The sequence below is a fragment of the Sulfuricaulis sp. genome, assembly GCF_041499725.1.
GTDB lineage: Bacteria > Pseudomonadota > Gammaproteobacteria > Acidiferrobacterales > Sulfurifustaceae > Sulfuricaulis.
Map to the genome: position 1 here is coordinate 1 of NZ_JBGQKW010000077.1, position 12,727 is coordinate 12,727.

At 58.3% G+C, this 12,727-nt stretch carries 15 protein-coding genes; 4 read left to right on the forward strand and 11 right to left on the reverse strand.

Annotation, left to right across the window (positions count from 1 at the left end):
* From ACC569_RS11630 to dsrA, 11 genes are all read right to left on the reverse strand, one after another.
* A partial coding sequence (locus tag ACC569_RS11630; protein WP_372523699.1) for a 4Fe-4S dicluster domain-containing protein occupies window positions 1-374 on the reverse strand: 374 nt, incomplete at its 3' end.
* Window positions 371-844 (reverse strand): hypothetical protein, encoded by a 474-nt coding sequence (locus tag ACC569_RS11635; protein ID WP_372523700.1) that lies wholly within the window; start codon window positions 842-844, stop codon window positions 371-373. The genes ACC569_RS11630 and ACC569_RS11635, both read right to left, overlap by 4 nt.
* Before the next feature lie 9 nt (window positions 845-853).
* On the reverse strand, window positions 854-2,857 hold the full coding sequence (locus ACC569_RS11640) for an NAD(P)-binding protein (RefSeq protein WP_372523701.1): 2,004 nt from the start codon (window positions 2,855-2,857) through the stop codon (window positions 854-856).
* 42 nt (window positions 2,858-2,899) lie between these two features.
* Window positions 2,900-4,393 carry a sulfate reduction electron transfer complex DsrMKJOP subunit DsrK gene (gene dsrK, locus ACC569_RS11645; protein ID WP_372523702.1) on the reverse strand — a complete coding sequence of 498 codons (1,494 nt, stop codon included), beginning with the start codon at window positions 4,391-4,393 and terminating at the stop codon, window positions 2,900-2,902.
* Window positions 4,394-4,397: 4 nt separating this feature from the next.
* Window positions 4,398-5,144: a respiratory nitrate reductase subunit gamma gene (locus tag ACC569_RS11650; protein ID WP_372523703.1), complete on the reverse strand. Its 747-nt coding sequence runs from the start codon at window positions 5,142-5,144 to the stop codon at window positions 4,398-4,400.
* 101 nt (window positions 5,145-5,245) lie between these two features.
* Window positions 5,246-5,578: a TusE/DsrC/DsvC family sulfur relay protein gene (locus ACC569_RS11655; RefSeq protein ID WP_372523704.1), complete on the reverse strand. Its 333-nt coding sequence runs from the start codon at window positions 5,576-5,578 to the stop codon at window positions 5,246-5,248.
* A gap of 37 nt (window positions 5,579-5,615) precedes the next feature.
* Complete coding sequence (gene tusB, locus ACC569_RS11660; protein WP_372523705.1) at window positions 5,616-5,915, reverse strand: sulfurtransferase complex subunit TusB; 300 nt, start codon at window positions 5,913-5,915, stop codon at window positions 5,616-5,618.
* Between the two features lie 12 nt (window positions 5,916-5,927).
* Window positions 5,928-6,335 (reverse strand): sulfurtransferase complex subunit TusC, encoded by a 408-nt coding sequence (tusC, locus tag ACC569_RS11665; RefSeq protein ID WP_372523706.1) that lies wholly within the window; start codon window positions 6,333-6,335, stop codon window positions 5,928-5,930.
* A 12-nt stretch (window positions 6,336-6,347) separates the two neighbouring features.
* Window positions 6,348-6,707: a sulfurtransferase complex subunit TusD gene (gene tusD, locus ACC569_RS11670; protein ID WP_372523707.1), complete on the reverse strand. Its 360-nt coding sequence runs from the start codon at window positions 6,705-6,707 to the stop codon at window positions 6,348-6,350.
* Window positions 6,708-6,813: 106 nt separating this feature from the next.
* Complete coding sequence (dsrB, locus tag ACC569_RS11675) at window positions 6,814-7,908, reverse strand: dissimilatory-type sulfite reductase subunit beta (protein WP_372523708.1); 1,095 nt, start codon at window positions 7,906-7,908, stop codon at window positions 6,814-6,816.
* A gap of 100 nt (window positions 7,909-8,008) precedes the next feature.
* Window positions 8,009-9,232 carry a dissimilatory-type sulfite reductase subunit alpha gene (gene dsrA, locus ACC569_RS11680; protein WP_372523713.1) on the reverse strand — a complete coding sequence of 408 codons (1,224 nt, stop codon included), beginning with the start codon at window positions 9,230-9,232 and terminating at the stop codon, window positions 8,009-8,011.
* A 595-nt stretch (window positions 9,233-9,827) separates the two neighbouring features.
* Between dsrA and ACC569_RS11685 the strand changes: the two genes are divergently transcribed.
* From ACC569_RS11685 to cas6, 4 genes are all read left to right on the forward strand, one after another.
* A complete protein-coding gene (locus ACC569_RS11685) occupies window positions 9,828-10,766 on the forward strand; it encodes a TauD/TfdA family dioxygenase (RefSeq protein WP_372523709.1) in 939 nt (312 codons plus the stop codon).
* A gap of 4 nt (window positions 10,767-10,770) precedes the next feature.
* Window positions 10,771-10,968 carry a sulfur relay protein DsrC gene (locus ACC569_RS11690; protein WP_372523710.1) on the forward strand — a complete coding sequence of 66 codons (198 nt, stop codon included), beginning with the start codon at window positions 10,771-10,773 and terminating at the stop codon, window positions 10,966-10,968.
* 88 nt (window positions 10,969-11,056) lie between these two features.
* Window positions 11,057-11,764 carry a hypothetical protein gene (locus ACC569_RS11695; RefSeq protein ID WP_372523711.1) on the forward strand — a complete coding sequence of 236 codons (708 nt, stop codon included), beginning with the start codon at window positions 11,057-11,059 and terminating at the stop codon, window positions 11,762-11,764.
* Window positions 11,765-11,881: 117 nt separating this feature from the next.
* On the forward strand, window positions 11,882-12,565 hold the full coding sequence (cas6, locus tag ACC569_RS11700) for a type I-MYXAN CRISPR-associated protein Cas6/Cmx6 (RefSeq protein WP_372523712.1): 684 nt from the start codon (window positions 11,882-11,884) through the stop codon (window positions 12,563-12,565).
* The last annotated feature ends 162 nt before the right edge of the window (window positions 12,566-12,727 follow it).

Genomic DNA, 12,727 nt, shown 5'->3' on the forward strand with positions numbered 1-12,727 from the left:
ATGCGCTTGAACGAGGCACCGGTGGGGCAGACATCCACGCACGGCGGTTCCGCGCAGTGCTGGCACATGACCGGAAGCGTCTCGACGTAGCCGGTCAGCTTGTCCTTGAGCTCGACTTTGCGAATCCACTGGGCATCGGTGGCGGGCCGGCCATGGCTCGTGACACCGTTTTCCTCGTGGCAGGCGGTGACGCAGGCGTTGCAGTCATGGCACTTGCCGATATCCACGAGCAGGCCCCAGCGCTGCAGGCGGGTGGCGGCTTCTTCGGGAGATCGGGCGCGCGCCAATTCAACCAGACGCAAGCCCGGCGCCAGCGCCATTCCGGCCAAGGCGGCGCCACCGATGCCGATGAATTCTCTGCGGCTGAGGCTCATGGCTGATTCCCGTTAACGGTGCCCATGGATGTTCGCATCTTTTCCTGTAGACCGGCGGGGTTCGCCGCCTTGGGCGGTTGTCCGTTCTTTTCCGGCGCCGCGGAGTGGCAGCTGAAGCAATCGATGCTGACGGAGGCATAGACATGACAGCTCTCGCAGAATCCGTCCTTGCCGAGCACGCTGTTGGTCTTGGGATCGGCGTGGCAGTCAACGCAGTTTTTCAAGCTGTATTTCTGCGTGCGGATTCCCTTGTGCATGGTTTCATCGCGCTGATGCAGTATCTTCTTCATGTGGTTGCGCCGCATCTCCTCCGTCGGCTCAACGCACTTGTCACCCTTGTAGATTTTCACGACCGGACCGATGACGGATTTCGCGCCGCCGGTCTCGGATGCGAGCACGGCCGTGACGGACAGCAGACTTGCCGCCGCGACGGCCATGGCGCCAAACACCATTAACCTGATCTTTTTCATTCGCGATCTCTAGTGATCGCCCATGCCCATCTTGATGTAACCGGTTGGGCAGACGTCGGCGCAGATATGACAACCGATGCACAGATCGTAATCGGTGTAGACATAGCGCCCCATCGTCGATTCGGTCTTGGGCGTGCGTTTGACCGCGACCTGCGGGCAGTAGATCACGCAGTTGTCGCATTCGAAGCACATGCCGCAGCTCATGCAGCGCTTGGCTTCGTCCACGGTCTGTTTTTCTTCCAGCCCGAGCATGCGTTCCTTGAAGTGCCCCAGCACCTCTTTGGCGTCGGGAACCATCTCGGTGCGCAGGTGGCGCGGAACATACTGGAAGTGCCCGAGGAAGAGTTCGTCAGATTGGCACACTTCGGCTTCCGAGCGGTCTTCGTAGTTGTGTACCGCGAAGCCGCCGACGGCCTTGCCTTGTTCCGATGTGCCGCGCAGACCGCGGTCGATCGCACGCTCGCTTTCCGGACCGTCCGGCTTGAACTCCTTCGGGGTCAGGCCGACTTCCTGCAGCTTGGCGAGCAGATTGAAGTGGTGCACGTCCACCTTGGGACGCTTGCCCATGTCCTGCTTGCTGAGGAAGTGATCGATGCTTTCGGCCGCGATCGAGCCCTGGCCGATCACGGTGGTGAGCAGATGCGGGCGGATGATGTCGCCGCAAACAAAGTGGCCCGGTTTGCCGGGCACCTGATAAAACTTGTCGGCATTGATCAGGCCCTTGCCGTTGTTGAATTCTTCCATGCCGCGGAAGTCGCCCATCTGGCCGATGGCGGAAACGATCAGATCGGCCTCCAGGTTCTTCTCCGTACCCGGTTTCTCCACCGCTTTACCGCTGGAGTAGTCGATCTCGATCACGCGCAGCGCCTTGGCGCGACCCTTGTCGTCGAGGATGACCTGCACCGGCTGCAGCGAACCGCGGATGGTCACGCCTTCGCGCTGGGCATCGTCGATTTCGTGCTTGGCGGCGTTCATCTTCTCCACCGGTTGGCGCGACATCAGCAACACCTCGGCGCCTTCCTTTTTGGCCGTGACCGCTACGTCATGCGCGGTCTGGCCCATGACGACATATTCCGGACGTTCGGATTCGGCCAGTTCCTTGATGTAACCCAGACGGCGTGCCACCGAGGCGACGTCGATGGAGGTGTCGCCGCCGCCGATCACGATCACGCGGCCGGACACGGATTTGAGACGCCCCTGGTTGAAGGCTTCGAGGAAGGCCACGCCGGTGATGCAATTCGGCGCATCCGCGCCGGGAACCGGGAGTGCGCGACCGGACTTGCAGCCGATGGCGAACAGGACGGCGTCGTACTGTTTTTCAATATCCTTCATCGGGATATCCACGCCGATCCGGGTCTTGAGCTTGACTTCGACACCCATGTTAACGATGCGATTGATTTCACCATCCAGCGATTCGCGTGGCAGGCGATAGCCCGGCACGCCGTACTTCGCCATGCCGCCGAGCTCATCGTGGTCGTCAAACATCGTTACCGCGTGCCCCTTGCGGCGCAGCTGGTAGGCCGCCGCGAGGCCCGCGGGACCGCCGCCGATGATGGCCACCTTTTTGCCCGTGGAGCGTTCGGCGGGTTTAAAGGCGAGCTTGTTCTGCAACGCCCAGTCGCCGATGAATTGCTCCACGGCATTGATGCCGACGTAGTCTTCCACCACGTTGCGGTTGCATCCCGTTTGGCACGGGGCCGGGCAGACGCGGCCCATCATCGACGGGAAGGGGTTGGCGTCGGTGGAGCGGAGGAAAGCGTACTCCTGCCACTTTACCTCTTTGGGCGGCTTCTCGATGCCGCGCACGATATTGAGCCAGCCACGGATGTCTTCGCCCGAGGGGCAGCTCGCCTGACAGGGAGGCGTCTTGTGCACGTAGGTCGGGCACTTGTCGGTTTCATCGGCGGTGAAAATCCGCGACTGAAAGGAAGGCCATTCCTGGTCACCGTCCTTGAATTTCCGGAAGGTTAAACCGGGCTTAACCTCTTTTGTCTTGTCTGCGGGAGTTGCCATTGCGAATCTCCTGTCTCTAGATACAGTTTGCCAGTGAAAAAATTATTCGTTTACCGCGCCAAGCCGGATCGCCTTGCTGACCAGTCCGTGAACACTCTGAATCGTGTCCATCGGGAACTTGTAGTAGGGCAGGACTTTGGTGAACTGCGCCTTGCAGATGGCGCAGATCGCGGCGATGTGGGTGACACCGTGCTGTTCGACGACATCCTTGAACGCCTGCATGCGCGGGGCCGTGCCCTTGATACGCAGGTCCAGGAGCTCGTCGGTGAGCAGCCCACCGCCGCCACCGCAGCAGTAGGTGCTCTCATAAATGGTCTCGGGCGCCATGTCGAAGAACTTGTTGACCGAGGCCCTGACCACGGCGCGCGGGATGATGAACTGACCGCCCGGCATTTTGCCCATGCGCGAGGCGCGCGCCACGTTGCACGAGTCGTGAAAAGTGACGACCTTGTCGTCGTTCGCGCTCTTGTCGAATTTGAGCGCGTTGCGCTGAATCAAGTCATAGGTGAACTCGCAGATATGCTGCGGTATCGGGTAGCGCTGGTCGAGGAAATCGAACGGGCCGATGAGCGTGTTCCAGAAGCTGTACGCCACGCGCCAGGCATGGCCGCACTCGCCGACGACGATGCGCTTGACGCCCAGGTCCAGCGCCGCCTCGCGGATACGCTTGGCGACCTTGTGCAGGTCTTTGCTCGAGCCGATAAACATGCCGAAGTTGCCGGCTTCGGATGCGTGCGAGGAAAGCGTCCAGGAGACGCCGGCGGCATGGAACACCTTGCCGTAGCCGATGAGTCCGTCGACATGCGGCTCGGCGAAGAAGTCGGCCGAGGGGGTGACCACCAGCACTTCAGCGCCCTTGACGTCAACCGGGTACTTCACATCCACGCCGGTATCGTCTTTGACATCTTCCTCGAGTCCCTCCAGCGTGTTGGCGAGCGCCGGTCCCGGCAGACCGAGGTTGTTGCCGATCGAGTAGACCTTGACGAGGATTTCGTTGCAATACTTCTGGCCCTGACCGACGGTGTCCATGATTTCGCGCGCGGCCATCGAAATCTCGGCGGTATCGATGCCATAAGGGCAGAACACCGAGCAGCGGCGGCACTGCGAGCATTGGTGAAAGTAGTTATACCATTCGTCGAGTACATCCTTGGTCATGTCGCGCGCGCCGACGAGCTTGGGGAAGAATTTGCCGGCGAAGGTGTAATAACGGCGGTACACGCTGCGCAACAAGTCCTGGCGCGCGACCGGCATATTTTTCGGATCGGAAGTGCCAAGATAATAATGGCACTTGTCGGTGCAGGCGCCGCACTTCACGCACGAATCCAGGAACACCTGGAGCGCGCGCGATTGCGAGACCAGATCGCCCAGTTTCTTGACGGCGACGTTTTCCCAGTCCGGCACCAACTCTTTCGGGAAACCCATGCCGGCCTGGATATCGGGTTTCGCGACGTACGGCTTGGAGCCGGCCATCGTGTCCCGCTTGATACGGGGAATGACCTGATATTCGCCGAGGACCGGTATTTCGATATCAGCCATCGTTTTAGCCCCCCGCTGCCTTGGTGTTGTCGATTTTCGCACTCCAGCCGGCGACCCAGCGTTTCTCGCGAGAGTTGTCGACCTGGTTGCGGGTGGGGCTGAAGAACACACCCGGGGCATGCAGCAATTTGCTGACCGGGAACACGATCATGAGCGTCGCCACCAGGGTGAGATGCACCAGCAGGGCGGGGTCGGCCGGGAGCGGTTGCCAGTTGAACGTCATCAAGCCCCGGAAGAAGGCCTTGAGGGAAATGATATCGGTGCGGGCCAGGTACTTCATGGAGAGACCGCTGGCTCCTATGCCGACCAGAAGCGCCAGCATCAGATGGTCGGATAAATTGCTGATGTAACGCACACGGTCCACCAGAAAACGGCGCCCCCACAGTCCCAGGAGGCCCGCGACCATGCCAAAACCGGTGAATATGATGAACCATTGCAGCAGCGGCACGAAGAACCAGACGGGTTCGGTGAAATAGCGCAGGTGCCAGAGCAGCTCTACGAACAGACAGAGGTGAAACACCCAGCCGAACAGCCAAGTCCACTTGTTCGCCTTGAACAGGCTTTCGAACACCGTGACTTCACGCGCCATGCGCAACCATACGCCGACGCGGGTGGTCGGCGCCGGGGTGGTCGGGATTTTCAACGGCTGCGGCGTGCGCGCGTAGATGAAGATCTTGCGCGTTACGCCGATGACGAGGATAGCCGTCGCCAAGTAGAACAGCAGTGCGTAAATCAGTGTCACGGCTGACATCGTTACCCCGCTACTTTACTGTCCACAGCACCGCCAATGTAGTACAGGCGCCGCGGCCCTGACATGATACAGATCAACCGGCAAGCCAGCCGGCAACCTTTTTACACGCAGCCCGTAGGTTTCGGCAGGCCGGCGTATTTGCACGCTTGTTTCGCTGGGCCGTAGGGGAACAGTTCATACAGATACTTGCTGTTGCCCTTGTCCGCGCCGAGTTTCTTGCCGATCGCCTTGGTCAACACGCGCACGGCGGGCGCGATCTGATATTCCTCGTAGTATTCACGCAGGAAGTTGAGCACTTCCCAGTGGCTTGGCGACAGATCGCAGTTGTCGGCCTTGGCCATTTCCTTCGCGATTTCTTCGTTCCAATCGGTACGATTGGAAAGATAACCTTCCTCATCGGTTTCGATGGTCTTACCTGCTACGGTGATAGGCATGTATGTACTCCTCGTCGGTTAAAGTCATTGATAAATATCAAAGCCAGGCCTGGACGGTGGGATGTTCCGCCACCAGATCCACGAACCCGCTGTAGTCGACCAGCTTGATGCCGTCGATAACCCGATCCTGCATCCCACGCGCCTCGATATCGGGATACAGCGCATAGATCGGGAAACTCTTGAGTGTCTGTTCGACCATCTTGGTGGTCGCGGTGCCCTTCAGCGCGCCATACACGCCGTCTTCGATCAACAGGACGGCGGATCCCTTTTTGAGGTACTTGAGGCAGCTCTCCAGGGCGTTGCGTTCGGTGGGCGACTTGTTCACGGTGTGCAGCATCTCTTAATCCCCTTAAAAGCTCAGAATCACGTCTTGCGTCAACATGAGGTCGCCCATTTCCTGGGCGCTGATCACCTTCACGGGCACGATGAAGTCGCTCTCCTTCAGGCCGCGGGTTTCCATGGATTCCTTCTCCACGTACAGTTTCTCGATGTCATAACCCTCCAGCGCGCGATAGGTCGGAGAGAAGTTTTTAACGTCAATCCCCTTCGTATGCTGGCCCTTGACCACCTGGTACACGCCGTCGTCGATGAATGCGAGGCTCACGTCCTGGTCGAACGCCGCCGTGATCAACACGACTTCCAGTGATTCCAGCGCGTAAATCGTGCCATACGGCGCCTTGCGGTTCACGTACAGGAACTTCTTTATTTTTCCGCTGCTGTCTTCTTCCATCTCAATACCGCCGGTTGCTTCGGACATTCGTGCCTCCCGTTAATCGCCGAACACGACCAGGCGATCCGACTGGATGCCCGATTCGACCAGTTGCCCCAGACCGGAGATGCGGAATCCTTCCAGCAGGTTTTCATCCTTGATGCCCCGGCGCAGTGCCGCGGCCACGCACACCACCAGATCGATGTGATGGTCTTTTCCCAGCTTCTGCCAGCGGTTAACGATATGACGGTCATCCGTCGGCGGTTCGGTGAGCCGGCTCGAGTTGTAGACCCCGTCGTGATAGAAGAACACGCGGTGAATCTTGTGCCCCTTCTCGATCGCGGCCTTGGCGAACAGGTACGCCGTGTCCGACGCCTGATGCGTGTATGGGCCTTCGTTGACCAAAATACCAAACTTCATCATCGTTCCCCTTGATCTCTGTCAATCCCCGTCGACCTTGGTTATGGAACGACGCCGGGATAGCCCGGCGTCGGTTGCAGCTAGTATTTACTTATGGTGAATTAAACTAGAAACGAATATGCGCCGAGGCGTTCAGGCTCGCACGCGAGCCGCGCCAGTTGTCGATATGGAACTTGGTGAACGGCAGTTCCGTGAGTTCGAAGAACCGCGGCCAACCGATGCGATCCACCCAGTCGCCCACACGCTCCCAGTCCTTGGCGTCTTCCTTGTACACGCGCAGAATTTTCTTGACGATCGCACCGGCTTCGGGCCAGCGCGGCGGGTTGTTGGGAATGCCCGCGGCCACGAGCTTGTGGAACATCGGCTTGGAACGCGCGTTGGAATTCTTGCCGCCGACCCAGATGGCGAGCTTGGAATGCTCCGGATCGTTGATCTGCATGGGCGGGCAGGGCGGGAAGCACGCGCCGCAGCAGATGCACTTCTTTTCGTCGACTTCCAGCGACGGTTTGCCGTTGACGATGGCCGGACGGATCGCCGCCACCGGGCAGCGTGCCACGACCGAGGGACGCTCGCACACGTTGGCCACGAGATCGTGATTGATCTTGGGCGGCTTGGTGTGCTGTACGTTGATGGCGATGTCGCCCTGGCCGCCGCAGTTGATCTGGCAGCAGGAGGTGGTGATGTGCACGCGGTTCGGCATGTCCTCTTTGACGAACTCTTCATAGAGGTCGTCCATCAGCGCCTTGACCACGCCCGAGGCATCGGTGCCCGGGATATCGCAGTGCAGCCAGCCCTGGGTGTGGGAAATCATCGTCACCGAGTTGCCGGTGCCACCGACCGGGTAGCCAGCTTCTTCGAAGGCCTTGATCATCGGCCCGACCTTGTCAGCGCTGGAAAGCGAAATCTCCATGTTCGAGCGGATGGTGAAGCGCACGTAGCCTTCGCCGTATTTGTCGATGATGTCGCACAGCAGACCGATCTCGTAAGGACCGAGCTGGCGCTGGGTGCCGACGCGCACGGTCCAGATTTCATCACCGGAATAGGCGACATGGTGCAGCACGCCCGGACGCGGGCGGTCGTGGTATTTCCAGTTGCCGTAATTCTTGATCATCAACGGATGCATGTACTGAAAGCCGTCGGGGCACCCGGACTCGATAGGAGTGCGGGGGGTTGCCGCTTTTTCAGTGGTTGCTTGGGCCATAATCTGTTCTCTCCAAAAAAACCTGTAACTTGTCTATATCCGGTTGAAAAATGGGTCCGCCTGAATACCTTCGGCGGACCCGTCCGTCAATGGGGCGCGATTAGCCGGCCGCCTGTTGCTTGCGGTTCTTCCACTTCTCGGCTTCCTGATCCCACTCGTCCAAACGCACGTAGGAACTGGTGCGTGGCTGCGTGATCATGTTCGGATCGACCTCGATACCGATGCCTTCCAGGAAGTTCACGAGGCCGATGCGCTCGATCATCTCGCCGCAACGCTCGTGCTCCAGGCCGTTCTCCGCCCAGAAGTCGATGGTGTTGGCAGCGATCTCGCGGATCTTCTCGTAATCCTCGTCGGTATCCAGTTTCATGAACGGGACGATCACGGTGCCGAAGGTGTCGCCGATCTTCAGTGTACGCTTGCCGCCGATGAGCAGGGTGATGCCCTTGTCATCACCGGGCTTGAGCGCCTTGGTCATGACGTTGATGCAGTGCATGCAGCGCACGCAGTTGCGGTTGTCCACGTCGAGCGTGTCATCGTCGTTCAATGACAGCGCCTTGGTCGGACAGCGGTTCACGACGTTGTCGATGACGTATTTGCGGCTCTTGCTCTTGATGAAGGCCTTGATTTCCTTCTGGTCGACCTTCATGTCGTCGCGCCAGGTGCCGATGACGGCGAAGTCCGCGCGCTGGATCGAGTTCATGCAGTCGTTCGGGCAGCCCGAGACCTTGAACTTGAACTTGTAGGGCAGGGCCGGGCGGTGCATGTCGTCGATGAAGTTGTTTACCAGAGTGCGATGGATCTTCTGCTCGTTGGCGTTCGACTGTTCGCAGCGCGCCGCGCCCACGCACGACATGGCGGTGCGCACGCACGGACCGGCGCCACCGAGGTCCCAGCCGTACTTGTTGATTTCGTCAAAGAAGTGCTGCGTGTTTTCGCTGGTCGTGCCGATGAACATGATATTGCCGGTCTGACCGTGGAAGGCAATCAGGCCCGAACCCCATTTCTTCCAGGAGTCGGACAACTGACGCAGCATCTTGGTGGTGTAATGATTGCCGGCGGGGGGCTGAACGCGCAGCGTGTGGAATTCTTTTGACTCGGGGAACATGGCCTTGCCGTCAGCGCCCATGAGTTCGGTGAAGCGCGGAATGATGCCGCCGCCGTAGCCGAACACGGATACCGTGCCGCCCTTCCAGTAGCCCTTGCGGGTGGTGTATGAGTATTCCAGCTGACCCAGCAGATCGACCATCATGTTGTTGTCGTGGGCCAGGCGCTTCAGGCCGGTCACGAAACTGGGCCACGGACCGTTTTCCAGCTGATCGAGCATGGGCGTTTTGTGAAACGGCTTGGTGGATTTCTTCTCTTTCGGAACGTACGTCGAGTGTTTTTCCGGATTCTTTGGTTTGTTCTGGGCCATTTAAGCTGTCTCCTGCACGTAGGATTGATGTATATTCCGGTCTTCCGGCAATGTCTCTTTGGCGGTGAAAGACCGCGTTTCTGCACTCATGCGTAGCATTGCTATTGTTTGTCTCCCGTTGGTTCCGCGGACGTTTTCAACTCACTCATCGAAACCGCAACACTCTCTACACAGGCAGTTATCTATACAGCTTTGCGGTGGCTGAGTCTAATCGGGACCCACAATAAAAAAATCACTCGTAAGAGAGAGTTAAAACCGCGGCACCCCTCCCGAAAGAGATATATTAATGGTGTGAATGACCCCGCCAATAGGGCGCAGATAGTACAACTATTTGATTCAAAATACTAAATGTTTCCATTAGAATTCAGCTTTGTGATCGGCAGAGCAAAGGGAAATTTCCCTCGAATTACGCCCAGAAGAAACCGGGAGCTGGTTATCGGTTGGAAATCAGGACAGGATGCCCATACGGGTATACGGGCAGGCAGCGAATTATGAGAGAACCACATTGAGTCATCCCGCCACGGTCACGCCAACGATGACAGGGGCGAACCCATTTTCTTTGCAGGATAAGGAGGCTTACCGCCGCTGGCGCGAGCAGAAACTGCATGCCTATCCCGAGACGGCGGAGTCGTTGATCGTGGAAGTCGGAGATCCGCGCGCCCTGACGGAGGCCGAAGCAGGCGCCATTCTGCGCGTCTGCCGGAAAACCAACATGGCCATTTATGCCAGCCAAGTGGGCGGTCAGGAGGACAAGACGATTGCACGTGCGCTCGGCGAGCGTTTCGGGCTACAGAGTCTGGATAACAACATGCTCGCCGACGACGACGGCATCACGTCGCTGCAGGTGGTGCCGGGCAAGTCGCAGCGTGGCTATATTCCGTATTCCAACCGCCGCCTGTTGTGGCACACGGACGGCTATTACAACAGCCCCGAGTCATTCATCCGCGCGTTTGTGTTGCACTGTGTCTCGCCCGCGGCCGAAGGCGGGGAAAACAGCCTGCTGGATCATGAGATCGTGTATATCCTCCTGCGTGACGCCAATCCGGATTACATCCAGGTGTTGATGGCGCCGGAAGCCATGACCATTCCGGCCAATACCGAATCGGGCGAGGAAACGCGCGCGGCTTCGGTTGGTTCGGTGTTTTCCGTGGATGCCGCGGGAAACCTGCACATGCGGTATACCGCACGCACACGCTCGATCTTGTGGAAGCAGGACGTCTTGACGCAGGAAGCCGTGCGCTTTCTGGAAAATCTGCTCGCCGGCGATTCGCGTTACGTATTTCATCATCGTCTGGCGCCAGGACAAGGTCTGATATGCAACAATGTCCTTCATAACCGCACGGGATTCACGGACGATATGGACAAAGGAATCGCTAGACTGGTATACCGTGCGCGCTATTATGATCGAATTCACGGCACGAATCTGGGCGATATAAGCGGCTGACGTCATGCTTTATCTGAGCGAAGTACTCCTGCAACACCACGATATCGAAACATTCGAACAGTTGCTCGAGGTGGTGCAGACCCGCGCGCAGTCGGAGATGTTCTTCAAGATCGATGTCAAACCGACTTATCCGGACACGCCGGCCAACTGGGAAGACCGGTTGGAAGGGGCTTTCGTCGGCATCCACTCCGTGACCAGATAGTTTGTCGGCCGCGAGAGCACACAGGCGCTCGGCTGGAGAATTTTTCTCTGAGTTTTCTGTGACCCCTGTGGCAAATGAGAATATTCAAATGAAATACCTGAAAGAAGATCCATCCGTGGGTGGTGCCGACAGCGGCGAGGATGTCGCCGAATCCAGCGTACTGCTGGAGGCCCAACTCCAGGAATTCAGGCGCCAGATGCTGGAGCTGCCGCCCAATTACGATCCGATCGCGCGCGCTGACCTGCTGTTGCAGATCGGTCGCACGCATATTCGGCTGGAAAACAAGCAGGATGCCTGGGAAACCGGCCGCGAGGCGTTCGATATCTATATTGATCGCGAAGCCTGGGAAGGCGCGGTCCAGGCCTGCGATATCATGTTCCTGTCCGATCAGCCGGAATCGCTGGCGGCGCTGGGGCAGGGCATCTGGCTGGCGGTGACCTTTCCGATGGATCCGGAGTTGACGGTGGCAATGCTGCAGCACGTGGTCGACGAGACCCCGCCGGATTCCGATGGCGCGGCCGTAGCCGCGACGGTGGCGCATTATATCGTCGATCTGCGCGCCGAAGGTCGCGTGCGCGAGGACCTGATGTTTTATACCAATCAGCTCCTGGCCACGGTGGCGCGGCGGCACAGCGAGGTGAAGGACCAGGGCGCCTTCAGTCAATGGTTCAAGAAACTCGAACTCGAGGACCCCACGAAGTTTCTCCCGCGGCTGCGCAACGTGGTGGACGTGCTGGTGCAGGATGAATGGTGGATCGATCGCGACGCGATCCGGGCGAAGTTGCCCGTTCAATAGACAGGATTAACAGGATTTCTCAGGATTTATAGGAATAATCCTACATATCTTTTTAGTTTTAATTTTGTTAATCCTGCTTTAATCCTGTTAATTCTGTGAAATTGTTTTGTATTGAAAATGTACTGGCAGGAAACCAAGGATAACGCACGCTACACCGTCCCCGACGACATCGTGGACGTCGTCTACAGCATCGACTGCCGCGCGTTGCCAGTGGACCATGCCTATGCGTTGTCGCAGGCGATTCAGCGGGCCCTGCCGTGGTTTGCGGAAGAGGACAGCGCCGGTCTGCACACGATACACGTGGCGGAGTCCGGAAACGGCTGGATGCGTCCAGAACAGGCCGATGCCCTGCTGTATCTGTCGCGCCGCACCAAGCTGACGTTGCGCTTGCCGAAGCACCGCATTGAGGACGCCGGCAAACTGACGGGTCAAACGCTCGATATTGACGGCAAGCCCCTGCGGGTGGAAAAGTTGGTTGTCAGGCCGCTCAGCACGATTACCACGCTTTTTTCGCGCTACATCGTGACGCGCGATGGCACGGATGAAGCCGTTTTTTTGCAGGACGCCATGGCGCTTTTCCATAAGATGGGCGTGCACCCCAAAAAGATGCTTTGTGGCATGGAACATGTCATTGCCACGCCGGATCGGACAATCCGCGCACGCAGCCTGATGTTGGCGGATCTTGCCGTCGAGGAATCGGTAAAGCTCCAGCAGCAGGGTCTCGGCACGAACCGGAAATTGGGTTGCGGGCTATTTATCCCGCATAAGGATATCCGGGAAGTGAAGCCCGTCTTGGATTAAGGCGCGGCGCTTTGTATTATCTGCGTTCTCTAATTGCAACCAACGACTTTTGCCATATTTTTTTCTGAAAATTGGGGGGAATCATGAGTTATGACTTCAACGGCAATACCATCGAGACCGATGTCAACGGATATTTGAAGAACACGGAAGACTGGAGCAAGG

Coding starts and splice junctions, on each gene's coding strand:
- ACC569_RS11635 (WP_372523700.1), bottom strand. CDS start 844: ATGAAAAAGATCAGGTTAATGGTGTTTGGCGCCATGGCCGTCGCGGCG.
- ACC569_RS11640 (WP_372523701.1), bottom strand. CDS start 2,857: ATGGCAACTCCCGCAGACAAGACAAAAGAGGTTAAGCCCGGTTTAACC.
- dsrK (WP_372523702.1), bottom strand. CDS start 4,393: ATGGCTGATATCGAAATACCGGTCCTCGGCGAATATCAGGTCATTCCC.
- ACC569_RS11650 (WP_372523703.1), bottom strand. CDS start 5,144: ATGTCAGCCGTGACACTGATTTACGCACTGCTGTTCTACTTGGCGACG.
- ACC569_RS11655 (WP_372523704.1), bottom strand. CDS start 5,578: ATGCCTATCACCGTAGCAGGTAAGACCATCGAAACCGATGAGGAAGGT.
- tusB (WP_372523705.1), bottom strand. CDS start 5,915: ATGCTGCACACCGTGAACAAGTCGCCCACCGAACGCAACGCCCTGGAG.
- tusC (WP_372523706.1), bottom strand. CDS start 6,335: ATGTCCGAAGCAACCGGCGGTATTGAGATGGAAGAAGACAGCAGCGGA.
- tusD (WP_372523707.1), bottom strand. CDS start 6,707: ATGAAGTTTGGTATTTTGGTCAACGAAGGCCCATACACGCATCAGGCG.
- dsrB (WP_372523708.1), bottom strand. CDS start 7,908: ATGGCCCAAGCAACCACTGAAAAAGCGGCAACCCCCCGCACTCCTATC.
- dsrA (WP_372523713.1), bottom strand. CDS start 9,232: ATGCTCGATCAGCTGGAAAACGGTCCGTGGCCCAGTTTCGTGACCGGC.
- ACC569_RS11690 (WP_372523710.1), top strand. CDS start 10,771: ATGCTTTATCTGAGCGAAGTACTCCTGCAACACCACGATATCGAAACA.
- ACC569_RS11695 (WP_372523711.1), top strand. CDS start 11,057: ATGAAATACCTGAAAGAAGATCCATCCGTGGGTGGTGCCGACAGCGGC.
- cas6 (WP_372523712.1), top strand. CDS start 11,882: ATGTACTGGCAGGAAACCAAGGATAACGCACGCTACACCGTCCCCGAC.